Source organism: Streptosporangium subroseum (genome assembly GCF_900188345.1).
GTDB lineage: Bacteria > Actinomycetota > Actinomycetes > Streptosporangiales > Streptosporangiaceae > Streptosporangium > Streptosporangium subroseum.
The window spans coordinates 1-22,461 of sequence record NZ_FZOD01000025.1 but is presented as its reverse complement, the minus strand read 5'-3'; the positions used below and the strand labels follow the sequence as shown (position 1 = coordinate 22,461).

Here is a 22,461-nt window from a genome sequence, read left to right as displayed (position 1 = left end):
CTCACGCCTGTTTCCCGGAGATCGCCGTGATCGCGACCGAAGTCCGGAGGCTGCCGATCGGCGCGGCCTTCGACCGGATGCCGTTCACTCGCAGGCACGTCCTGATCGCGCTGGCGCTGTTCGTCGCGTTTGTCATCGAATCCTGGGAACAGGTCGCCCTCATCTACGTCACCGGGGACTTCAGGAGGGCCTTCGGGATCGACGAGGGCGGGATCGGGATGGTGCTGTCGGCCGTCGCGCTCGGCATGATCCCCGGCACGCTGATCTGGGGTCCGCTCTCGGACCGGATAGGCCGCCGGCCCACCTGCTTCTGGTCCCTGATCGCCTACGGGGTGATCGCGCTCGCCTCGGCGTTCGCGCCGGACATGGTGACGCTGATGGCGCTGCGGGTGGCCTCCGGGTTCGCCCTGGCCGGCGTCTACACCGTCACCTTCCCCTATTTTCTGGAACTGCTGCCCACCAGAAGCCGGGGCAGGGCGGCGGTCTACCTGTCGATCGGCTGGCCGATCGGGGTGCTCGCCGCCATCGCGGCCTCGGTGACCCTGGGCAGCCTGGGCTGGCACGTGGTCACGATCGCCAGCGCGCTGGCCGGACTCTGGGCGTTCGTGATCCGGGCCTGGGTGCCCGAGTCGCCCTACTGGCTGGCCGCACGGGACCGTCAGGACGAGGCAGGGGCGGTGCTGCGGGAGCTGGGCAGCCCCGACTCCGACGCGGTTTTCATCGTCGGCGTCAAGCGGATGGGCCACCCCCTGGATCTGCTCCGGGGGAGGCTGCGCCCGATCACCCTGGTGATGCTGGTGCTGAACTTCGCCTTCAACTGGGGCTACTGGGGCCTGCAGACCTGGCTGCCCACACTCCTGTGGGAGAGAGGCCTGAGCCTGGACGCGAGCCTCGGCTTCGCCGCGCTCAGCGCGCTCGTGACGATCCCCGGATACGTCAGCGCGTCGCTGCTGACCGGCCGGTTCGGCCGCAAGAAGGTCTTCCTGGTCTACGTGGTGGCCGCGGCGCTCGGCGGGTTCTACTTCGCCATCGCGTCCACGATGACCGGCCTGTACGTCGGCAACTTCATCCTGTCGTTCTTCAGCCTGGGCGCCTGGGGCGTGTGGAACACCTGGAACGGCGAGTTCTACCCGACCGCGCTACGCGGCACCGGCTACTCCTGGGCGACCGCCGCCCAGCTCGTCTCCACCACCGTCGCTCCCGCCGCCGTGGGCATGCTGCTCGCACACGCCACCGGATTCACCACGACCATGCTGGTGATCAACGCGTTCATGGTGCTCACCGCCCTGCTGGCCGTCCCGCTGCCGGAGACCGAGGGGCGCGTTCTGGAATGATCATCGGTGTTGATCTCGGACGACATGAGACGGTGACGGTGGCCGTCCATGGTGACGTCCTGACCGAGGTGCAGGTGACGGCCGGGACCTTACCGGTCGTGACGTACCCGGACGGGATGCGACGGGCGCCGTCGATGACGCCCAGGGGCGCGGCGGTGGCGGTGGACCTGGACGGCGTACGGCGGGCGCCGGTGGCGGTGATCCGGGTCTCGAATCCCTGCCCTCCGGGGCTCGGCCCGCTGGTCGGCTGGCCCGAGGACTCGGGGGTGGGGACGGTGGTGCGGGGCGGGCACAGCCTCACCGGCCGGCCGATCACCGAGCTGGACACCGACGCGGTGGCCCGATTCGCGGCGGAGTGCGGCCTGACGGACTTCGCGGTGACCGCGACCGGGTCGCCCATCCTGCCCCACCACGAGCTGGCCGTCGCCGAGATCATCGCGGACGAGGTGCCCGGGGCGCGGATCACCCTGTCGTACGAGTTCGGCCGGGCCGGGCTGCGGGAACGGGAGAACAGCGCGATCCTGAACGCGGCGCTCGGCCCGCATGCGGCCAGGATCGCCGATCGGATGGCCCGCGACCTGCCGGGAGTCTCCGTTTTTTTCGCCAGGAGCGGGGCGGGGCTGGTCTCCGCCCACTACTTCCGCCGCTATCCGCTGATCTGTTATCTGGGTGCCTTCACCTGCGCGCTGCGCGGCGGCGCGGCGCTGGCGGGACGGGGAGAAACCGCGGTGCAGGAGCGGGGGGCCGTGGTGCGCACCGGCCTCGTGACCGGGGGAATGCCCAGGATCGGTGATCGGCGCGACACGCTCGTCCCGCTGAACGTGCGGCTGCCGCTGGTCGTGTCGGCGTCGGAGGGGGTGGCGGTGGGGCCCTACGCCCGGCAGGCGGGTCCGGGCTGGCAGGTGCCGGAGCGGGCCGAGCTGGCGGTGGCCTACGGCGCGGCGCTGGCCAGACCCACGGTCGACGTGGAGCGGATCGTGCAGGCCAAGGGCCGCGCCGAGCTCGACCGCGCGCTCGACGCCACCCGGGACGAGGCACTGACCCGCGCGGTGAGCGCCGGGGCCGCCCCGGGCTCCGCCCGCGTCACCGGCACGATCGTCAACCCGCTGTCCTACCTGCCCGACGGCCTCTTCCGGGTCGAGGTCAAGGCGGAGGGGGCGATCCTGTGAGCCCCACCGTCGAAGGGACGCACCCGAAGATCGACTCGATGTCGCTCGACGCCTTCGCCGCCGGATCACAGCTCTTCGCCACCGGCGCGGCCGAGCTCTCCTTCCACCTCACGCTCGACTGGGCCAGGTCGGTGCTCGGGGACGGGGTGCGGGTGAGCCGCGCCGCCGACCTGCCGCCTCAGACGATCTGCGCCGCGATCTGTCTTGTCGGCTCCAGCACGGCGCTCAGCGAGCGCCTGCCCGGAGGGAACGAGCCCGTGCGAGTGATCCGCGGGCTGGAGCGCCGGCTCGGCCAGAAGATCGGCGCCGTGGTGGCGCTCAACCTCGACGCGGAGAGCGCGCTGCTCCCGGTGATCACCGCGGCGCTGCTGGGGGTGCCGCTGGTGGACGGAGACGGCAGCGGGAGGGTCTTCCCGCTGATCAAGCAGAGCAGCTACACCCTGGGCGGGGTCAGCGCCACGCCACTCGTGATGGCCGGCCCCGCCGATGACGTGGTGGTGCTGGACACCGCGCCGGACCGGGTGGAGGAGCTGATCCGCCCGCTGGTCCTGGCCCTGGGTGGCTGGACGGTGACCGCCTGCTATCCGATGACCGCCGAGGTGCTGGCACGCGTCCTGGTCCCCGGCACGGTCAGCCGCCTGATGGAGGCGGGCGTGCCGGGGGCGCCGCGCTCCGTCGCCGCGCCGTACGGCGTGCGGACCCTGTGCAGGGGCCGGATCGTCGCGGTGGAGAGCAGCACCGGGCACGGCATGGATCTGACGCTGCCGTCGCTGCCGTCCAGCATCGTGGTCGAGGAGCGCGAGGGGCTCGGCAGGCTCATCCGCCTGGAGGCGCACAATGAGATCGTGTTCGCCCTGGCAGACGGGGCGATGGTGGCCATGGCACCCGACCAGATCTGCATGATCTCGACGGTGGACGGCATGGTGGTCGACGTCGACAAGGTGGCCCCGGGACTGGAGGTGGAGGTCATGGTGGTGAGAGCGGCGCCGGTGTGGCACACCGAGGAGGGCATCGCACTGGGCGGGCCGCGGGCGTTCGGGGTGCCGTTGTGACGGCGGGCGGGCCCGGCGTGAGAGGACCGGGGGAGGAGCCGTGATCGAGTCGCGGGGGCGGCGGGACTGGGAGGTCCCGGTCACGGTGGCCGAGCTGGTCAACGGGGGACCGCTGGCCGGGGCCCGGATGTGGGGCACGGGGGAGAATCCGGTGCGCCAGGTCCGGATCGTCGACGATCTGGCGACGCTTGGTTCGGTGCCGCCCCACACGGCGGTGGTGCTGGTCGGCCAGGCCGCCAGCGGCGGCTGGGCGGTGGAGATGGCCATGCGCAGAGCCTGGGAGCAGGCCGCCGCGTGCGTCATCGCGTCGTCGGCCGGAATGAGCGCCGGATCCGGCGCGGGACTGGCCGAGCGGCTCGGCGTGACGTTGATCTTCGTGGATGAGGATCCGCTGGTGACAGCCGTACGGGTGGCGTCGGCGGCGGCCCGCCCCGAGGCGGCCAGGACCCAGCTCGTGGCCCGCTGCGCGACCAGGCTGGCCGAGGCGGGGCCCTCTGCCCGGCGAGTGCTCGGCGTGCTCAACTCCGAACTGCAGGGGAACGCGGTGGCCCTGCTGGACCCGTGGGGTTCGCATCTGGCGGGCCGCCGGGCTCAGGGGCCCTCGCTCGCGGAGGTGGACATCCCCGACGCGAGCGGCGGCACGCTGGCGATCCTCGTGGCCCACGGCTCCTTCCAGTCTCCCGGCTGGCCGTCGGTGGTGAACGCCGTTCTGGCGCTGGCGGTCACCCCGCTGATCGCGTGGGCGGCCATCGAGCGGCTCGCCGCCGAGCGGGATGTCGCCCTGCAGTCGGCTCTCGCCACCCGGCTGCTCACCCTCGCCTCGTCGCGGACGTCGCCCTACGGGCGGATCGGGGACGGCGGGGAAGGGGCGGTGCCGCAGGGAGCGGCGCAGGGAACGCCGCCGGAAGCGGATCTGGAGGCGAGCGGGGACGGAACGCTCGCGCGGGCGGTCGCCCTCCGCTGGCCGGTCGCCGGCCCGCTCACCGCCTACGCCATCCGGCCCCATGACGCCGACCTGGACGACCTGCAGATGATCGGATCGGTCATCGCCGCGACCGTGGGGCCCGGACCCGTGCTGCGCCGGGAGGAGAGCTGGGCGGGATGGTCGGCGCTGCCCCCCGAACGGCTCGCCATCCGCCTGGCCGAGTGCCTCGCCGCCCTGCCGATGCCCTGCGCGGCGGGGGTCGGCGCTCAGGTGCCCGATCTCGGCATCATGGATGAGTCGCTGCTCGGAGCGGAGGCCGCGGCGTTCGTCTCCCCGGCCGGCGTGGTCGCGCGGGCCGACCGGATGGGCCCGGCCAAGCTGCTGGCCGCCCTGCCGGGTGGTGTCCTGCGCGCCCCGGCCCAGATGATCCTGGGCCCGCTGCTGAGCGTGGACCGCGACGGGACGCTGCTGGAGACCCTCACCGCCGTCCTGGACGAGGGCGGGGCCTCCCGCGCCGCCGAGCGTCTCGGCGTCCACCGCAACACCGTCACCACCCGCCTGGAGCGGATCCGCGCCGCGGGCTTCGACGTGGACGACCCGGGGACCCGGCTGGCCCTTCACCTGGCGGCCCACGTCCTCCGGTCCCGGCCCGTCGGGTAGATCCGCATCATGTGAGTCGACGCGGATCAACGGAGCCGGCCCGATCGTCATTTTTGATCGCACACCCTGATGATCAGGAATCCGTTGTCGTCGACCGAGGCCAGGCAGCCGGGGGGGATCACCGTGGTCGCGGTCTCCTCGACCACGATCGCCGGACCGGCGAGCTCGCCGCGCAGGCCGCTGCGGCGCAGCACCGGGGTGGGGTGCACCTCACCGTCGAAGACCACATCCCGTACGACCCGCGCCTCGTCGCACGGCTCGGAGTCGAGGACGGCGGAGACCCCCCGGGGGAAGGTGCCGAAGCCGGTGCCGCGCAGCATCACGAACTCCACCGGCACCTCGGGGGCCGTGTAGCCGTACCGCCTGGTGTACTCCTCGGCGTGACGGGCCGTGATCCGGTCGAGGAAACCGGGGACACAGGGCTCGTCCGCGCTGTCCAGGGGGATGGTCAGCGCGTGGTCCTGGCCCTCGTAGCGCATGTCCACCGCGACCTCGACGCACATCCGGGAGGCCTCCACGCCCTGACCGGTCAGCGCATCGAGGGTCCGGGCCTCCAGCTCCAGGAGCCGGGCCGACATGTCGGCGCAGTTCAGATCCTCGCCCGCGCGGAAGTAGGGGTGGGTGAGGTCGCGGCGGACATCGGCCTCCAGCATGCCCCAGGCGGAGAACGCGCCGGGGAACCGGGGGACGATCACCTCGGAGATGCCGAGCTCGCGGGCGATGAAGACCGCGTGCATCGCGCCCGCGCCGCCGAAGGCGACCAGCGCGAAGTCGCGAGCCTCGACGCCGCGCTCGACGGTGAGGGTCCGGATGGCCTGGGCCATCTTGGCGTTGGCCACGCTGCAGATGCCTTCGGCGATCTGGCGTGTCTCCAGGCGGAGCTCGCGCGCCAGGTTGCAGATCGCCGTACTGGCCGCCCGGGCGTTCAGGGACATCAGCCCACCCGCGAACCAGGCGGGGTCCATCCGGCCGAGCACGACGTTGGCGTCGGTGACGGTCGGCTGGATGCCGCCCTGGCCGTAGCAGGCGGGGCCGGGCACGGCTCCCGCCGACTCGGGGCCGACCCGCAGGGTCCCGGCCTCGGCGTAGGCGATGGAGCCGCCGCCCGCGCCGATCGTGTGGAGGTTCACGATCGGCATCAGCACGGGGAATCCCTCGACGCGGGCCTCGGCGCTGATGTCGGGACGCCCGCCGACCACGAGGGAGACATCGAAGGAGGTGCCGCCCATGTCCATGCAGATGGCGTTCTCGCGGCCCAGGAGCCAGGTCGCCGCGACGCCGCCCATGGCGCCGCCCACCGGGCCCGACAGCAGGGTCTGCAGGGGCCGCCGCATAGCGTAGTCGGCGGTGACCAGGCCACCGGAGGACTGCATGACGTGCACGGGGACCGTCAGGCCGCACTCGGCGGACCGTTCCTCGACCCTGCCCAGGTAGTTGCGGACCGTGGGGCCCGTGTAGGCCTCCAGCACGGCGGAGGAGGTCCGCTCGGCCTCGCGCCATTCGCGGGCGACCTCGTGGGACAGGACGACGAGCACGTCCTCGCCCAGCTCCTCGATGAGGATCTCCCTCACGCGGATCTCGTGGGCCGGGTTGACGTGGCTGAACAGCAGGCAGACCGCGATCGCGTCGAACCGCTCGCTTCTGACCCTCCGGGCGGCCGCGCGGACGGCGTCCTCGTTCAGGGGTATGAGTTCCTCGCCGCGGGTGTCCAGCTGCCCGGCGATCTCCATGACGTCCGACCTGGGCACCAGGGACTCGGGTTTACGGCAGCGCTCGACCGCCTCGGCCCCGTTGCCCCGGGCGATCTGGTAGACGTCCCTGACCCCCTGGCTGCTCAGCAGCAACGTCCGCCCGCCCTTGCGCTCCAGCAGCGCGTTGAGACCCTGGGTGGTGCCGTGGACGAAGTGGGAGATCCCGGACAGGTCATCCACGACCTGCCCGAGCGCGGAGAACACACCCTCGACCAGGTCGCCGGGAGTGCTCGGGACCTTGGAGGCCACCACGGCCCCGGTCCTTTCGTCATAGCGGACCACGTCGGTGAAGGTACCGCCGATGTCCATGGCGACTCGGTAACTCATGTCCTGGACCGTACGCGCAGCGCCCCACCGAGGCCTTGTGCGAGGTGCATGGTGCGGCGTGGCCCACCCGGGCGTTCCGCCCGTGCCGCCCGGGACCGGTTGCGGGCCGGAGAAACGGCCAGTCCGATGGGAATGGGCTAAGGCGCAGGTCAGGAGGGTTTTTTCTCCGCGCGGCTTTCGAGCGGAAGGCCGTCCGGACAGGCCGATAACCTGTCCAAATGGCTGTGCCGTACCTAACACCGGAAGACATCACCGAGCATGAGACCGAGATCAAGCGGTCGCGATTCGTCTGCACCCTGGCGCCGGTGTCCTCCGAGGAGGAGGCGCGCGCCTTTGTCGCCGAGTGCAAGGAGCTCTACGCCGACGCCAGCCACAACTGCTCCGCCTACGTGATCGGCGGGGACCGGCTGGTCCAGCGGGCCGACGACGACGGGGAGCCCGGCGGCACCGCGGGAACCCCGATGCTGGAGACGCTGCTGCGCCGGGGGCTCGGTGACGTGGTGGCGGTGGTGACGCGCTACTTCGGCGGGGTGAAACTCGGCGCCGGAGGCCTGATCCGGGCGTACGGCTCATCGGTCGGCAAGGCGCTGGACCTCGCACCCCTGGTCGAGATGGTGCCCGCGAAGGCCATGACGGTGACCGTGGACCACGTCCAGGCGGGGCGGCTGGAGAACGATCTGCATGCCTCGCGGTACGAGGTCAGGGAGGTCGTCTACGGCGCCGAGGTCGGCTTCCGCGTCGCGGTGCGTGAGTCGGACCTGCCCGTCTTCCCCAGTTGGATCGCCACGCTGACCGCGGGCCGCGCGGTGGTCGAGCCCGGCGAGACGCTCTATCTCCGGAGAACGTGATCCTTCTGGAGGGATCGGCCCATGCCCGGCCGTGCCCGTCGATCGGTCGAACCCCTGGCCCGGCGCCGGTGAGCGGGGACGGACCGCGGGTCCTGCCCCGGCGACGGGTACGCGGGATTCCGCGTACGGCCCGGCCGGGTGCCACCTGATGGTTTCCTCCTGCTCTGGCGGGTACTGGGGTTTTCCACACTCCGGACGCTGGGGTGCGTCCGCGGCAGGCGTGATGTGATCCTCATTCGCGCTATAAGCGGATCTACGTAGCCTTGTGTCCATGAGTTCACTGACTGCCGATGGAATCGCCTTGCGTATGAGTGCACCCCCCGCCGACGGGATCGCCGGATGGGCGATCAACCTCATGGAGACCCTCGGGGCTCCCGGGGCGGGATTGGCCATCGCGCTGGAGAACCTGTTCCCGCCCCTGCCGAGCGAAGTGATCCTCCCGCTCGCCGGGTTCACCGCGAGCAAGGGGAGCATGAGCCTGTTCGACGCGGTGCTCTGGACCACCCTGGGGTCGGTGATCGGCGCACTGGTGCTCTACGGGCTGGGAGCGCTGCTGGGCCGGGACAGGGTGGTGGCCATCGCGGCGAAGCTACCGCTGGTCAAGGTCTCCGACATCGAGAAAACCGAGGCCTGGTTCGCCAAACACGGCAGGAAGACCGTCTTCTTCGGCCGGATGATCCCCATCTTCCGGAGCCTCATCTCGATCCCGGCCGGGGTCGAGCGCATGCCGATCATGACGTTCACCCTCCTCACCACGCTGGGCAGCCTCATCTGGAACACGGCCTTCGTGATGGCCGGATACATGCTCGGGGAGAACTGGTCGCTGGTCGAGAACTACATGGGGATCGTGTCCAAGGTCGTACTGGGCATCGTCGTGCTCGCCGTGGTGGCCTTCGTGGTGATACGGCTGAGGGACCAGCGCAAGGGAAAGTACCACGCGCGGTCGTGAGCGTCGTGATCAGGGCCTGCCGGGCGCTGGCCGGACACGTGCTCGGGGTTCCGGCGGCCCTGGCCGAGCTGGCCTTCCTGATCCTCGCGGGCCCCTTCCTGCTCGTTCCCCGGGCGCGCCCGGGCGTGCTGGCCGGGGCCGTACGGCTGGTGGACGCCGAGGTCGTACGGCTGAGGCTGTTCGGCGGGGTGGAGGTGTCCGGCTACGACGGGCGACGGGCGCTGCGCTACCTGGCGAGGCGCTGGCCGATCGGAGTGCTGGGCGGCCTGGTGCTCACGCTCCTGGTCTTCGGGGCCGGACTCGGTGTCCAGCTCGCCTGGCAGTGGGGCCGGGGCAGGCCGTTCGACGACATGGAGCCGACCGCGTTCCTGGTGCTCTACATCCTGGTCGGCGGGCTGGTCCTGCTCTTCCTGGAGATCATGGGATTCATCGGGCTCGTGGCCCTGGAGCGGCGGGTCGCCCGGCTGGCACTCGGGCCGAGCCCCACCGAGCTGCTCGAACACCGCATCACCGAGCTGGCCGAGACCCGCGCGGGCATCGTGGCGGCCGTCGACCAGGAGCGCAGGCGCATCGAACGCGATCTCCATGACGGCGTGCAGCAGCGTCTGGTCGCGCTGGCCATGCTGATCGGCCGCGCACGCAGGGGCCGCTCGCCGGAACTCCTCGGTGAGTTGCTCCGCCAGGCCCACGACGAGGCCCAGGAGGCGCTGGGCGACCTGCGGGACGTGGCCTGGCGGGTCTACCCGACCGGCCTGGACTCCCTCGGCCTCAGGGACGCCCTCGCCACCGTCGCGGAACGGGCCGGGGTGCCGGTGACGGTCCGTTACGGCCTGGGGGAGCGTCCCGCCACGCAGGTGGAGACCGCGGTCTACTTCGTGGTCTGCGAGGCCGTCACGAACGCCGCCAAGCACGCGGGGGCCCGAGCGGTCACCGTTGAGATCCTCAAGGAAGGCGCAGTGATCATTGTGCGGACGCGGGACGACGGGTGCGGGGGCGCCGACCCCGCGGGCGGCGGTCTGTCCGGCCTGGCCCGCAGGGTGGCCGCCCTGGACGGCCGGTTCCGGGTGGACAGCCCGACCGGCGGGCCCACCACGATCACCGCGGAGCTCCCGTGCGGGTGATCCTGGCGGAGGACTCCACGCTGCTGCGCGAGGGGCTGATCCGGCTGCTGGTCGAGGAGGGGCACGACGTCCCGGCCGCGGTCGGCGACGGCGAGGCGCTGCTCGACGCGGTGGCCGAGCACCGGCCCGACATCGTGGTCGCCGACGTCCGGATGCCGCCGACCCACACCGACGAGGGGCTGCGAGCGGCACTGGAGATCCGGCGCCGCTGGCCGGGAACGCGCGTGCTGGTCCTGTCGCAGTATGTCGAGAAGCACTACGCCACCGAGCTGATGAGCGGTGACGTGGACGGGGTGGGCTATCTGCTCAAGGACCGGGTGGCCCAGGTCGCCGACTTCCTCGACGCGCTCGACCGGGTCGGCGCCGGGGGAGCGGCCTTCGACCCCGAGGTGGTGCGGCAGCTCCTCGCCCGCACCACCCACGTCGACCCGCTGAGCCGCCTCACTCCCCGGGAGCGCGACGTGCTCGACCACATGGCGCAGGGCTGCACCAACGCCTCCGTGGCCGAGCGGCTCCACGTCTCCCAGAGTGCCGTCGAGAAGCACGTCAACGCCATCTTCGACAAACTCGGGCTCCTGCACGTCACCGGCTACAGCCGGCGGGTCCTGGCCGTGCTGCGTTACCTCGGCTCCTGACGGCTCCCGGCCGGCGGTTCCCGGTCGAAAGCCTCCAGCTGACGATTCGTGACGGTTCCCGGCCGAAAGCATCTGGCCGGCGGTCCGTGACGGTTCCCGACCGAAAGTTTCCGGTCGGCGGTTGGTGACGGCTTCCGGCCGGCGAAGTGTCGGCCGGAAGCTTCCCATCGGCGGTTCCTGACGGCTTCCGATGGTGGTTCCGACAGCTCCGACAGCTCCGACAGCTCCGAGGTCTTCGAGGTCTTCGAGGTCAGAGCTTGAGCGTGTCGGCCGCTTCGGCGGCGGTGAGGTCGCTGGGCCAGAGCCGGTAGACGTTGAGATGGGTCTCGTAGTACTTGTCCGTCTCGCCCACCCACTGCATGCCGATGCGTTTGGCCGTGCCGGCGCCGCGCTCGTTGTTCACCCGGACGACCGCGACGAGCTCGTGGGCGCCGATGGAGAACGCCCACCCGGCCAGGGCCCGGGCGGCCTCGGTGGCGTAGCCGTTCCCCCAGGCGCCGGGGGCGAGCTGCCAGCCGATCTCGATGTCCTCCTCGTCCGGCGGCAGGTATCTCAGGGAGAGACCGCCGACGACCTGTTGGTCGGAGGTGCGGACGATCGCCCAGCGGCCCAGCGGGGGGATCAGGGCGTCGCGGAGGCCCAGCCACGACTCGAGCGTGGTCCGCATCGCCTGTTCGTCATTGATCTGTGTCATCGCCGGGGACAGCCACCGGGTGACCTCTGGCGCGCCGTAGACGGTCAGGGCCTCGGTGGCGTCGTCGGGACTCCAGTCGCGCACCGTGAGGCGGGCGGTGGTCAGTAAGGCCATGATCTTCCTCTCCCTGGCAAGCGGGCCGGCTGCGCGGCGACGAAAGAAAGAACGTCGAGCAGAAGAAAGTTTTGATTTTCTTGCGGGAAATGTCCGATGTATTGCCCTTGCGAGGGTACGCCCATGTGCCGGGTGACCAACAGCCGCGGGTAGGGATTCGGGCATTTGCCCCGGTCGGCGCGGTCCTTGTGAAGGTCGGCCTTCCAGGGCATGTCGCGACTGTCACATCACGGGAAGGCCGTCCTTCAGGACGACTACGTCCGCGCGAAACCGGCCCCGGGGCGTGCCGCGTCATGCGAGGCCGGCCCCAAGGCATGCCGCGTCACGCGAGGCCGGACCCAGGGTGTGCCGCGTCACACGAAGTCAGCCCCGGGCATGCCGCGTCACGCGGAGGTCAGCCTTCCAGGGCGTACTGCATCACGCGGAGCTTGGCCTGGGCCTCGGCGAGCTCGGAGGCCGGATCGGAGTCGCCCATGATGCCGCAGCCGGCGAACAGCCGGGCCCGGGGACCCTCGATCTGGGCGCAGCGCAGCGCGATGCCCCACTCGCCGTCGCCCCGGGCGTCGATCCAGCCGACCGGACCGGCGTAACCGGCGCGGTCCATGCCCTCCAGTTCGCGGATGACGTCGAGCGCGGCCTCGGTGGGCGTGCCGCCGACGGCGGCGGTCGGGTGCATGGCCGCCACCACGTCCAGGACCGAGGCCCCGGCGGAGAGCCGCCCGGTCACGGGGCTGGCCAGATGCTGGACGTTCGGCAGCATCAGGAGCTCGGGCTCCTCGGGGATCTTCAGCTCGGAGCAGAGCGGGCTCAGCGCCTCGCGCACCGACTCCACCGCGCAGGTGTGCTCGTAACGATCCTTCGCCGAGGCGAACAGAGCCGCGCCGCGCGCCATGTCGTCGGCCCGGCTGGTGCCCCTGGGGGTCGTGCCGGCCAGGACCAGGGACTCGATCATCTCCCCGGTGTGCCGTACCAGCAGCTCGGGGGTGGCGCCGATCAGGCCGGCGCAGGAGAAGGTGTAGCAGTCGGGGTAGCGGCGGGCCAGGCGGGTCAGCAGCAGACGGACGTCGATCGTCCGCTCCGCGGTGGCGGTCAGGTCGCGGGCGAGCACGGTCTTCTCCAGGCGGCCCGACCTGATCCGCCGGACGGCCCGGGCCACGGCGTGCTCCCACTCGGGGGCGGTCAGGCTGCCGTCGCCGTACCGGATCCTGCCGGGGTCGCGGAGCGGGGTGACCAGGTCGAGCCGTTCTTCGCCGATGGTGGTCAGCCAGGCGCGGCCGTCGCGGCGGGCGAGGATCGTCTGGGGCACGACGAGGACGGAACCGCGGGACTCCGGGTCGAAGGTGAATGAGCCGAAGGCGACCGGTCCCGAGCCGGGGGTCCGTACGTCGTCGTCGACGCTGGCCTCACCGAAGATGGTCGACAGCCAGTCGCGAGCCCAGTCGAAGCGCCCGGGACCCGGCGGCACGGTCACACGTGCGGCCTCGCCCCAGGCGACCAGCCCCTCACCATGCCTGATCCAGGCATAAGGGGCGGTTTCGGGCAGTTGAGCGAACAGGTCGCCGGGGTCGCCGACGAGGGTGGTTCTCACCACGAGGGGACGGGTCAATCCGAGCGCAACACTCACCTCCGCCACCCTACGCGGGAAACTGAACGTGTTCGACGATGGCCCCTGAACCAGCACAGCCGCCACGTTCTGTCAAGAAAACCAAGGCACTCGGTCAATGGAGCGCACGGCGCTGTCCTGCGGTGATACATCCGAAGCAGACGTGATCTCTCAGCCGGAGGTGCCATGCTTCGCAGGACTGTGACCGCATTCACAAGCGCCACGTTCCGTAGGACTGTGACCGTTTTCACAGGGGTGACGGCGCTTACGGCCACCTTGGCGACCCCCGTCGGGAGCACCACGACCCAGCCGTGGCGGCCGGTGATCATGGCGGCGCTCGGAGACTCGATCAGTGCCGGATTCAACGCCTGCGGCTGGTACGTCCCCTGCCCCTCGCGCTCCTGGTCGACGGGTGACCATTCGTTCGTCCAGAGCCACTACCTGAAGCTGCGGAGCCTGGACCAGATCATCTCCGGTCACAACCTGAACTTCGCCGTCCCCGGAGCGACCAGCGCCGACCTCGCCGGGCAGGTCGCGAAGGCGGTCGCCCGCGGCGCGGACTACGTGACGATCCTGATCGGCGCCCAGGACGCCTGCGTGTCCGAAGAGCGCCTGATGACCCCCGTGAACGTCTACGAGAGGCGGATGTACGAGGCCCTGTCGCTGTTCCGGACCGGGCGGCCCGGCGGCAAGGTGTTCGTGGCGAGCATCCCCGACGTCAAGCGGCTGTGGCGGGTCGGCAAGAACGACGTGATAGCGCGCGGGTTCTGGGCCGTCGGGCACATCTGCCCCACCATGCTGGCCAAACCCGCCTCGACGTCCGCCGCCGACCGGGCGCGGCGCGACCGCGTGCGAGGCCGGATCGCCGCCTACAACGCCGCCCTCGCCAGGGTCTGCGCCGCGTACGGCCCAGCCTGCAGGTCCGACGGCAACGCCGTGTTCAACCAGTCGTTCACGCTGGGCCACCTCAGCAAATGGGACTACTTCCACCCCAACGAGGCGGGTCAGAAGCTGATCGCGCAGAGGACCTTCGAGGCGACCCGCGGATGGATCACGCAGGACGACCGGCAGCCGCTCCTCGTCCCCTGACCGCCCGCGCGACTTTCCGGCCGCACACGATTTCCTGACCGCCCGAGCACCTCGCCGACCACCTGTGATCCCCTGACCGCCCGTGCACTCTCTGGCCGCATGTCGATCCCCTGACCGTCTGGCGATCCCCGGGCGGTCCGGCTCAGAGCCGGCCATTGTGGGTAATCGCCGGGCGGCCACCGTCCGCCCGGCGGATCGTTACCGTTCTCCAGCGAGCCGATCGACGCCTACGGTATTTCGATCATGGTCATCCATAAGGCGCCCGCGGGGAGAAGGCCCGAGACGGCCGCTGGAGGGGAAGCCGTTCACGGGTGGTCCGGGCGGACGCTCGGCGTGCCGCTCGCCGGGGTGGGAGCGGTGAGGTTCAGCGCAGCCTTCTGCAGGACTGGCCCATGACCATGCCGAGTTTGCTGGGGAACTGGACCGAGGCGCATTTGTAGACGGGGGAGCGCTTGGAGCTGAAGCCGATGACGTTCGCCGTGCCACGAGGATTGACCGTGCACTCGCTTCCCTTGACCACGGGCTCGAGGCGGTCGACGGTGAATCCCGGTCCGGGGACCGGTCCGCCGGCACATTTGTAGTGGGCTGGTGGAATGTCGGCGTGGGCGGCGGGCGTGAGGGCGAATGGAATGGCGATCGCGGCGGCTGTGGTGGCCGTGGCCAGAGCGGCGCGGTATATACGGGACATAAGGGGCTCCTCTGTCTTGGCGCTGGGCCCCGGCACGTGGTGTGACATGGGCCGGTGGCGTGTGTCCCCGGCATCGGCACGCCATCTGTCCCCGGCACGTGCTGGTGCGTGGGAGTCGCGATGGCGTCCGACCAGGCCATATCACTTTAAGCACATGAATAACTACAATGCGCGACGACGCTCTTGTGTTCGTCGGCGACGATGGACAATCCTGACCGGCCACGGCCCCCGTGGCGCGGCGAAGGTCACCGGTCGCCCTCTGACCGGGTGGGGATGCCCACCCGATCGGGTCGTCGGCTCGATCAGCAGGTGGGACCCACGGCGTCGATCCTCTTGCCGAAGTTGGTGTCGTAGGCCTTGGCGTAGTCGCCGTTGCTTACCGCGCGCTTCTCCTGTGGATTCCAGTCGATGAAGCAGCCGGAGGCGTTCGCTTTGAACGAGTAGACGTGGTCGTGCAGGTTGGACGGCATGTCGCGATAGCCGCTCCCGGGCGTCCAGCGCCAAGGGGTGCCCGAGTAGTTTCTGTCGTGCCAGAAGCAGATCTCGCCGTTCCCGCAGTTCTCGTCCGCGCGCTGCAGCGCCGCGGACCGCTCGGCGGAGGAATTCGGCTCCGCTTGCGCCGGCGCGCTGAACCCCGCGCACAGAAGCCCGATGGCGGCCGCCGCCGCTGCGACGCGTGCCCTCTGAACGTTTGCTCTCACTGTGGCCCCTCGAATCCGTTCGCTGTCGTCCCTGACCGATCCTCCGTCATCCTAGTAACTCTAAGTAGTCATGTCATTACACAATGATGAACTGCTTGTGGGTGACGGCCGGCACAGCCGGACGGCAGGTGCCGAGCGGGCGGGGGATTTCTGCCCGTCTCCAGGGATGAAGTGTGCGGACCAAGCGCCGGGCCCGGGCGGAGGATTCCCGCACGTCTCCGGGGATGAGACGCATCCGGCGCAACGGAACGACAGGCGCCGGACCGGGAGGGAGGGCGGACGGACCGCGCTCCCTCCCGGCACTCGACCGCCGGAGTTCAGCCCGACAGCGCGGCGAGAGCGGCCGCGGTCTCCGCGGGCTTGGAGAACATCGGCCAATGGCCGGTGGGCACCGCGTCGAAACTCCACTCCGGTCCGGCGAGCGCCGCGAAGAAAGGATGGCCGGCGGCGATCATGGCGTGGACCTGCTCCAGTGGGAACGAGCACGCTATGAGCGTTTTGGGCAGCTTGTCCGCGCCGCCCGTGAGGATCAGCGGCTGGGTCATGGTGCCGTACGGCTGGGGCGTCGCGCGGGAGGCGAACCACGCGCGCTCGGCCTCGCCAAGGCCCTCCAGACTGGCCCCGGCCCGCTCCTGCTCCTCCCAGGAGATGAGCGGGTAGCCCTTCCCCTCGCCCTGCTCGGCGACCCGCCGCTCGATGAAGGCCTGCCAATCGGGCTCGTTGAGGTCCATCTGGGTCATGCCTTCGGCCGGTGGGCCGCTGTCGACGTAGACCACTCGGGCGACGCGCTCGGGGATCCGGTCGGCCACTCCCGTGATCGGGGTGCCCGCTCCGCTGTGGCCGACGAGGATCACCTCGTGCAGATCCGCGAAGACGATGACGTTGACGATGTCCTGGATGTGGGTCTCCAGGTCAACGCCGGGCCCGGCCAGGTGCACCCGGTCACCGAGTCCGGTGAGGGTCACCGCGTGGACGTCGTGACCGGCCTCGCGCAGCGGCCGGGCGACCTTCTCCCAGGCCCACGCACCGAGCCAGAAGCCGGGGACCAGAACATATGTGCTCATTTTTCGATCTCTCCTCTGTCGCTTGGCTTTACCCTAAAATTGAATCCGGACAGAATCGGCCCTGATTTTTGAGGATCTTTGATGACCGTCACCCGAGTGCTCGCGCTGCTGGAGTTGCTGCAGGCCGCCCCCGGCCTGACCGGTCCGGAGCTCGCCGCCCGGCTGGAGGTCGACGAGCGGACGGTGCGCCGCTACGCGGTGAGGCTGTCGGAGATCGGGGTGCCCGTGGAGGCCGAGCGGGGCCGCTACGGCGGTTACCGCCTCCTGCCCGGCTACAAGCTGCCGCCGCTCATGCTCACCGACGACGAGGCCACGGCCGTGGTGCTGGGGCTGATGGCCGGACGGCGGACCGGGCTGGCGGTGGGGGAGACGGCGACCGAGAGCGCGCTGGCCAAGATCCAGCGGGTGCTCCCGGGGCCGCTGCGCGAGCGCGTCGACGCGGTGCCGGCGACGCTGGGCCACACCGGGGCCGTGACGCGGGCGAGCGCGCCGCAGGCCGGGCCGCTGCTCGCGCTCGCCGACGCCGCCCGGAACCGGGTCACCCTACGGCTGACCTACCGGTCCTGGCGCGGAGACGCCTCCGAGCGTGACCTGGACCCCTACGGCCTCGTCTTCCACGCCGGGCGCTGGTATGTCGCCGGCTTCGACCATGACAGCGGGGAGGTACGGACCTTCCGGGTCGATCGGGTGGCGAGCGCCGCGCGCACCGAGCGGGTGTTCGACGCCCCCGACGGCTTCGACCCGGTGGCGCACGTGGTCGGGTCGTTGTCGGCGGTGCCGTACCGGCATGAGGTGAAGGTGCTGCTGACCGTCACCCTGGAGGAGGCGGCCAGGCGGGTTCCGGCCTCGGCGGCGAGGCTGGCCGAGACCCCCGACGGGGTGCTGCTGACCACCAGGGCCGAGCGACTGGACGGGATGGCACAGATGCTGGCCGGCCTCGGCTGGCCGTTCACCGTGATCACCCCGGACGAACTGCGCGAGGAGGTCAGGGCCCTGGCCGCCCGGCTCGTGGAGTCCGCCGCCGGCACCCCGCCCTGACTCAGGCGGGATTGTGCCGGTGGCCGGTTGGCGGGTCAAGGAGTTCGATGTCGATCGCAAGGACGCCGAGAGCTTCCTTCTCGGGACCGTAGATGCGGCGAATGGGGAAATTCCATCCTGAAATATGAGCAAAGTGTATGATCCTTTGCGTTTCCCATGATCGTTATATATGGAGCCTGAACATGACTGATGGGCCGTATAACCCGCGCGCAGGGTCAGCGTCCGAGATCCGGTTTGACGTACCGCATGCGGCGCGGATCTGGAATTACTGGATGGGCGGCAAGGACAACTACGCGGTGGACCGTGCGGCCGGGGATGCGGTCGCCGAGGTATATCCGGATATCGTCACGACGGCCAAGGAGTCGCGTCAGTTCCTTATCCGTGCGGTGAGCTTCCTGGCCGGTGAGGTCGGGATGCATCAGTTCCTCGACATCGGCACGGGGCTGCCGACGATGCAGAACACCCATGAGATCGCTCAGCGGCACGTGCCCGAGTCCCGCATCGTCTACGTCGACAACGACCCGCTGGTGCTGGCGCACGCCCGCGCGCTGCTGGTCAACACCACCCCCGAGGGGGTGACCACCTACGTGGACGCCGATCTGCACGACCCGGACGTGATCATCGCCGATGCTCGTAACGTGCTCGACTTCACCAAGCCGATCGTGGTCATGTTCATGGGCGTGCTCGGCTACGTCGCCGACTTCGACGAGTTGCGTTCCATCGTGGCGCGGGTGATGGCGGAGGTCCCCTCCGGCAGTTACCTGGTGGCATGGGACAGCACCGACACCGGCGAGGCCGTTAACGAGGGTGGTGAGAAGCTCGCGGAAACCGGAGCCGTCCCCTACAACCTGCGCAGTCTGGAGGAGATCGGCCAGTACTTCGAGGGACTGGAGATGGTGGACCCCGGGCTGGCGCCGATCACTCTTTGGCGGGCAGACGTCGGCGACGCCGAGCCGATTGACGCGTATGGCGCGGTGGCGCGCAAGCCGTGATCCCGGGACCACCGGTCCGTAATTTCCAGGCGCGGTGTTCGCCGCGTGCTTCAGGGATCAGGCGGAGCGGAAACCGGACAGTCTGGGAGCCCGCGTTCGTCCACGCGGGCGTCGCCGAGCGCATCGAGGCCAACCCGCTGGACCGCTGACGGGTCCAGCCGGGGAATGCGGTAACACCCAGGTCCTTGCTGTAGAGGAGAGCATCGAAGTGCTGCTCGCCACCAGGGGGATCCGCTGCCGTCGCAGTCCAACTCATGGATCATGGCGCCGCCGGAATGTCGCAGCCGGGGTGGTTCAGGCGCTCGCGCCAGGGATGTGCGGTGTGTTCGATCTCCAGCGCCTCGTCCAGCCAGCGCCGTTGCTCGTCGCTCAGCAGCGGGAGAACCGCCTCGAAATCGGCCTCGTCCTTCGGCCGCGTGTCCGTGGCCTTGTAAAGCAGTTGAACCTCTGGGGCAAGCCGGTGGAAACCGTCGTCTTCGATGGTCAGCCCGGCCAGCGGGCGGCGGATCCGAGGGTCACGCCGATAGATCCATTCTTCCCCATCGGCCTCGTCCAGCATGAGCTGAAACCGCCATGGCCCGTCCGGATGCTCGCGCACCCAGATGTCGTGCGCCTGCTCGGGCAGCACCTCGTCCAGCGTCCACGGCAGCAGCGTCCCGGCCACGACCGCGGCATGAACATCCCAGCCGTCCAGCAGCCGCCGGACGGCGAGCTGATCCCGACGCAGCAGTGCGAGATCCACGTCCCCGTGCTCGCGATACGAATGGCCCACAGCCAGCTCGATCGCGTACCCGCCACTCACCCACCACGGCACGGCCAGCCCGCGCATCAGCGCGACGACCTCGCCAAGCGGCGCAGCTTCCCAGGGCCCCCACGGCGTCTCGATCCTCATCATCCGGACATCATGCATGACGCGACCGTAACGCTCTCCGAGACAAGGACGCGCCGGGTTGGGATTCCGGTTCAGGCCTGCGTCGAGCTGGGGCGGCGTTTGCGGGGGGCGGCGGAGCGGGGTGGCTGGGTGCGCATGTGGTCGCGGACGCGGGTCATGATGTCGCCGAGGTGGTGCAGGTCGTCGCCGGTCAGGGGGTCGAACAGCAGGCTGCGGGTGACCTGGATATGGCCGGGCAGAACGCTGTCCAAGAGAGCCCGGCCGTTTCCGGTGATGGCGACCAGGGTGGCGCGCTCGTCGTCGGGGCTGGGGCCGCGAGTGATGAGACCGGCCTTTTCCAGCAGGCCGGCCTGGTAGGTCAGGCCGCTACGGCTGTAGACGACGCCGTCGGCCAGCTGCGTCATGGTCAGGTGGCCGGGCGCGTGAGCGAGGCGGGCCAGGAGCTGGAACTGCACGTAGCTGATGTCGCCCTCGGTACGTAGCTGCTGTTCGACCTGGTGCTGGAGCAGGCTGACGGCTTCCATGAGCACAAAGTAGGCCCCCAGCTGCTGGGGATCGAGCGCCTGACCGGCGTCGGCGTCGGGGGCGGGGCGGGTGTCGGTCATGCCCCCACCGTATATGTTCGAATTCAAAGCACTGTGAGGAAGGTCACTCGTCCGATGGGTATTGCTTTGAAGTTGAAGCAAGTTACTGTCGCCACATGCTTCAATTCCAAAGCATCGAGCGAGGAGAGATCATGAAGGCAGTGCGTTACCACTCCTACGGAGACAGCGACGTCCTGGTCTACGAGGACGCCGACCGTCCGGTGGCGGGAGCGGGGCAGGTGGTGGTGCAGGTCGCCGGCACCCCGTTCAACCCGGTGGACGCCGTGATCCGCGCCGGTTTCCTGCGGGAGGTGTTTCCGGTGACCTTCCCGCACATTCCGAACATCGACGTGGCCGGCGTCATCACCGAGGTCGGCGAGGGGGTCAGCGGCTGGCAGGCCGGAGACGCGGTGGTGGCGTTCCTGCCGATGACCGCACCCGGTGCCGCCGCCGAGTACGTCTCCGCCCCGGCCGAGATCCTGGCCGCCGCCCCGCGCACGGTCGACCTCGCGGACGCCGCGGCGCTGCCGTCGTCCGGCCTGACGGCCTGGCAGGCGCTGTTCGAGCATGCCGAGGTGAAGGCGGGGCAGTCGGTGCTGGTCAACGGCGCGGGCGGCGCGGTCGGCGGATACGCGGTTCAGCTCGCCAAGCGGGCCGGTGCCAGTGTGACCGCGACCGCCAGTGCGCGCAGCCTCGACCGCATCCGCTCCTACGGCGCGGATCGGATCATCGACTACACCTCCACCCCCGTTCTGGAGGCGGTGGCCGGACAGCGATTCGACGTGGTGCTGAACCTTGCTACCACCAGTCCGCAGGAGACCGCGCGGCTGGTCGACCTGGTCGCCGACGGCGCGGTCTTCGTCAGCACCACCACCCCCGGCCCCGACGACGCCGGGCGCGGGGTGCGGACGGTGCGGGTGCTCACGCGCAGCGACGCCACCCAGCTCACCGAACTGGTCACCCGCGTCGACGCCGGCGAGTTGAAGATCGAGGTGGCCGAGCGGCGTCCCCTGGCCGACCTGGCCGCCGTCCACGACGAGGCCGCCGCCGGACGACTGGCCGGAAAGACCATACTGACCCCCGCCTGAGCGGCGACATCCCCCATGGCAACGAATGGAATGAGCATGATCTGGACAGCCGGTTTCCGTACGGCCGTGATCAGTCCCTACGAGCAGATCCAGCTCACCCAACCGCGCGGCTTCGCCGACCAGACGGTACGTCAGGTGCTTTACATGGCCGGCGGCGGAGAACGCCTCCGAATACACCTGACAAACCGCTACGGCCGCACCCCCCTGACCATCGCCGCCGCGACGGCCGCCACCGAGCACGGACAGGCCACCCTCACCTTCGACGGCGTCAAAAACCTCACCATCCCACCCGGCCAAGAAGCCACCAGTGACCCGATGGATCTGTCCGTCGCCTCCGGCGCCGACCTGGTCCTCAGCCTCTACCTCCCCCAGGAGACCGGCCTGGCCACCTCCTCCCACAAACCCATGCAGACCGCGCACATCGTGAGCGGCAACCACGTCACCTCCGCCGCACTCTCCGAGGCCGAGCCGGTGGACGCCCGGTTCTACGTCTCGGGCGTCGACGTGCTCGCCCCGGACGACACCGCGATCGCCGTGGCGTTCGGCGACTCCTGGTTCGAGGGGGTCGGCTCCACCATCGGCGCGAACAACCGCTCTGTGGACTTCCTCAACCGGCGCCTGCAGCGGGGGTGGGTCGTCAACCAGGGCATCGCCGGAAACCGCCTTCTGACAGACGAGGTCGGCGAGCACGCGCTGGCACGCTTCGACCGCGACGTGCTCTCGGTTCCCGGCCTGACCCATGTGCTGGTGCACTTCGGTATCAACGATCTTGGCCTGCCCGGCATGCTCGGTGAGCCTCCCGCTACCGCCGGTGCCCTGATCGAGGGCTTCACGGCCCTGGCCCACCGCGCCCACGCGGCCGATCTGAAGATTCTGGGTGCCACCATCGGTCCCTTCGCGGGCGCCGCCTACCCGGGGATCAGTACGCCTGCGGGCCTGGCCGCCCGGCGTGAGGTGAACGACTGGATCCGTACCACCGATGCGTTCGACGCGGTCTTCGATGTGGCTCGCGCCGTTGAGAATCCCGCGGCCCCCGACTACATCCATCCCGCGCTGGACGGCGGTGATGGCATGCATCTCAATGACAGAGGCGCCCAGGCCATGGCCGATTCCGTGGACCTCGAAACCCTCGCGCTCTAGAGC

21 protein-coding genes are annotated in these 22,461 nt (G+C 70.2%); 13 read left to right on the top strand and 8 right to left on the bottom strand.

What is annotated here, in order from left to right:
* The first annotated feature begins 26 nt into the window (after positions 1 to 26).
* From CHC08_RS23935 to CHC08_RS23920, 4 genes are read left to right on the top strand one after another with little or no spacing between them, the layout of a single operon-like run.
* Positions 27 to 1,334, top strand: coding sequence for an MFS transporter (locus tag CHC08_RS23935; RefSeq protein WP_089209682.1), 1,308 nt, complete (start codon positions 27 to 29; stop codon positions 1,332 to 1,334).
* Positions 1,331 to 2,503 carry a hypothetical protein gene (locus tag CHC08_RS23930; RefSeq protein ID WP_089209610.1) on the top strand — a complete coding sequence of 391 codons (1,173 nt, stop codon included), beginning with the start codon at positions 1,331 to 1,333 and terminating at the stop codon, positions 2,501 to 2,503. The genes CHC08_RS23935 and CHC08_RS23930 overlap by 4 nt, the downstream gene beginning before the upstream one ends.
* Positions 2,500 to 3,555, top strand: a complete 1,056-nt coding sequence (locus CHC08_RS23925; protein WP_089209609.1) for a DUF917 domain-containing protein — start codon at positions 2,500 to 2,502, stop codon at positions 3,553 to 3,555. The genes CHC08_RS23930 and CHC08_RS23925 overlap by 4 nt, the downstream gene beginning before the upstream one ends.
* A gap of 40 nt (positions 3,556 to 3,595) precedes the next feature.
* Positions 3,596 to 5,140 (top strand): PucR family transcriptional regulator, encoded by a 1,545-nt coding sequence (locus tag CHC08_RS23920; RefSeq protein WP_089209608.1) that lies wholly within the window; start codon positions 3,596 to 3,598, stop codon positions 5,138 to 5,140.
* Positions 5,141 to 5,187: 47 nt separating this feature from the next.
* Here the strand turns inward: CHC08_RS23920 and CHC08_RS23915 are convergent, their stop codons facing one another.
* Positions 5,188 to 7,218, bottom strand: a complete 2,031-nt coding sequence (locus CHC08_RS23915; RefSeq protein WP_089209607.1) for a hydantoinase/oxoprolinase family protein — start codon at positions 7,216 to 7,218, stop codon at positions 5,188 to 5,190.
* 218 nt (positions 7,219 to 7,436) lie between these two features.
* Between CHC08_RS23915 and CHC08_RS23910 the strand changes: the two genes are divergently transcribed.
* The 4 genes from CHC08_RS23910 (at position 7,437) to CHC08_RS23895 (ending at position 10,771) form a co-directional block, all read left to right on the top strand.
* Positions 7,437 to 8,066 carry a YigZ family protein gene (locus tag CHC08_RS23910; protein ID WP_089209606.1) on the top strand — a complete coding sequence of 210 codons (630 nt, stop codon included), beginning with the start codon at positions 7,437 to 7,439 and terminating at the stop codon, positions 8,064 to 8,066.
* Between the two features lie 307 nt (positions 8,067 to 8,373).
* Complete coding sequence (locus tag CHC08_RS23905) at positions 8,374 to 9,015, top strand: DedA family protein (RefSeq protein ID WP_179282182.1); 642 nt, start codon at positions 8,374 to 8,376, stop codon at positions 9,013 to 9,015.
* Positions 9,012 to 10,136 carry a sensor histidine kinase gene (locus tag CHC08_RS23900; RefSeq protein ID WP_089209604.1) on the top strand — a complete coding sequence of 375 codons (1,125 nt, stop codon included), beginning with the start codon at positions 9,012 to 9,014 and terminating at the stop codon, positions 10,134 to 10,136. The genes CHC08_RS23905 and CHC08_RS23900 overlap by 4 nt, the downstream gene beginning before the upstream one ends.
* The gene (locus tag CHC08_RS23895; RefSeq protein ID WP_089209603.1) at positions 10,127 to 10,771 is read left to right on the top strand and encodes a response regulator; all 645 of its coding nucleotides are present in this window, start codon (positions 10,127 to 10,129) and stop codon (positions 10,769 to 10,771) included. Before CHC08_RS23900 ends, CHC08_RS23895 begins: the two co-directional genes overlap by 10 nt.
* A 250-nt stretch (positions 10,772 to 11,021) precedes the next feature.
* Here CHC08_RS23895 and CHC08_RS23890 read toward each other — a convergent pair whose 3' ends face one another.
* Together CHC08_RS23890 and CHC08_RS23885 are read right to left on the bottom strand one after the other, a co-directional pair.
* Positions 11,022 to 11,579 carry a GNAT family N-acetyltransferase gene (locus CHC08_RS23890; protein ID WP_089209602.1) on the bottom strand — a complete coding sequence of 186 codons (558 nt, stop codon included), beginning with the start codon at positions 11,577 to 11,579 and terminating at the stop codon, positions 11,022 to 11,024.
* Between the two features lie 394 nt (positions 11,580 to 11,973).
* Positions 11,974 to 13,203 (bottom strand): isochorismate synthase, encoded by a 1,230-nt coding sequence (locus CHC08_RS23885; protein WP_179282181.1) that lies wholly within the window; start codon positions 13,201 to 13,203, stop codon positions 11,974 to 11,976.
* 216 nt (positions 13,204 to 13,419) lie between these two features.
* Between CHC08_RS23885 and CHC08_RS23880 the strand changes: the two genes are divergently transcribed.
* Positions 13,420 to 14,271: a GDSL-type esterase/lipase family protein gene (locus tag CHC08_RS23880; RefSeq protein ID WP_245878516.1), complete on the top strand. Its 852-nt coding sequence runs from the start codon at positions 13,420 to 13,422 to the stop codon at positions 14,269 to 14,271.
* Positions 14,272 to 14,635: 364 nt separating this feature from the next.
* Here the strand turns inward: CHC08_RS23880 and CHC08_RS23875 are convergent, their stop codons facing one another.
* The 3 genes from CHC08_RS23875 to CHC08_RS23865 form a co-directional block, all read right to left on the bottom strand.
* On the bottom strand, positions 14,636 to 14,959 hold the full coding sequence (locus tag CHC08_RS23875; protein ID WP_089209599.1) for a hypothetical protein: 324 nt from the start codon (positions 14,957 to 14,959) through the stop codon (positions 14,636 to 14,638).
* A 302-nt stretch (positions 14,960 to 15,261) separates the two neighbouring features.
* The gene (locus tag CHC08_RS23870) at positions 15,262 to 15,660 is read right to left on the bottom strand and encodes a peptidase inhibitor family I36 protein (protein WP_089209598.1); all 399 of its coding nucleotides are present in this window, start codon (positions 15,658 to 15,660) and stop codon (positions 15,262 to 15,264) included.
* A gap of 317 nt (positions 15,661 to 15,977) precedes the next feature.
* On the bottom strand, positions 15,978 to 16,724 hold the full coding sequence (locus CHC08_RS23865; RefSeq protein ID WP_089209597.1) for an alpha/beta fold hydrolase: 747 nt from the start codon (positions 16,722 to 16,724) through the stop codon (positions 15,978 to 15,980).
* 81 nt (positions 16,725 to 16,805) lie between these two features.
* On the opposite strand from CHC08_RS23865, the gene CHC08_RS23860 reads away from it, so the two are divergent.
* Together CHC08_RS23860 and CHC08_RS23855 are read left to right on the top strand one after the other, a co-directional pair.
* Positions 16,806 to 17,762 carry a helix-turn-helix transcriptional regulator gene (locus tag CHC08_RS23860; protein ID WP_089209596.1) on the top strand — a complete coding sequence of 319 codons (957 nt, stop codon included), beginning with the start codon at positions 16,806 to 16,808 and terminating at the stop codon, positions 17,760 to 17,762.
* Between the two features lie 182 nt (positions 17,763 to 17,944).
* Entirely contained in the window at positions 17,945 to 18,754 is an 810-nt protein-coding gene (locus CHC08_RS23855) for an SAM-dependent methyltransferase (protein ID WP_089209595.1), read from the top strand.
* 259 nt (positions 18,755 to 19,013) lie between these two features.
* Here CHC08_RS23855 and CHC08_RS23850 read toward each other — a convergent pair whose 3' ends face one another.
* Both CHC08_RS23850 and CHC08_RS23845 read right to left on the bottom strand, forming a co-directional pair.
* Complete coding sequence (locus CHC08_RS23850; protein ID WP_179282180.1) at positions 19,014 to 19,649, bottom strand: nucleotidyltransferase domain-containing protein; 636 nt, start codon at positions 19,647 to 19,649, stop codon at positions 19,014 to 19,016.
* Positions 19,650 to 19,717: 68 nt separating this feature from the next.
* On the bottom strand, positions 19,718 to 20,251 hold the full coding sequence (locus tag CHC08_RS23845; RefSeq protein ID WP_089209594.1) for a MarR family winged helix-turn-helix transcriptional regulator: 534 nt from the start codon (positions 20,249 to 20,251) through the stop codon (positions 19,718 to 19,720).
* A 131-nt stretch (positions 20,252 to 20,382) separates the two neighbouring features.
* Between CHC08_RS23845 and CHC08_RS23840 the strand changes: the two genes are divergently transcribed.
* On the top strand, positions 20,383 to 21,318 hold the full coding sequence (locus CHC08_RS23840) for an NADP-dependent oxidoreductase (RefSeq protein WP_089209593.1): 936 nt from the start codon (positions 20,383 to 20,385) through the stop codon (positions 21,316 to 21,318).
* Between the two features lie 36 nt (positions 21,319 to 21,354).
* The gene (locus tag CHC08_RS23835) at positions 21,355 to 22,458 is read left to right on the top strand and encodes an SGNH/GDSL hydrolase family protein (RefSeq protein WP_218825438.1); all 1,104 of its coding nucleotides are present in this window, start codon (positions 21,355 to 21,357) and stop codon (positions 22,456 to 22,458) included.
* Positions 22,459 to 22,461 lie beyond the last annotated feature (3 nt).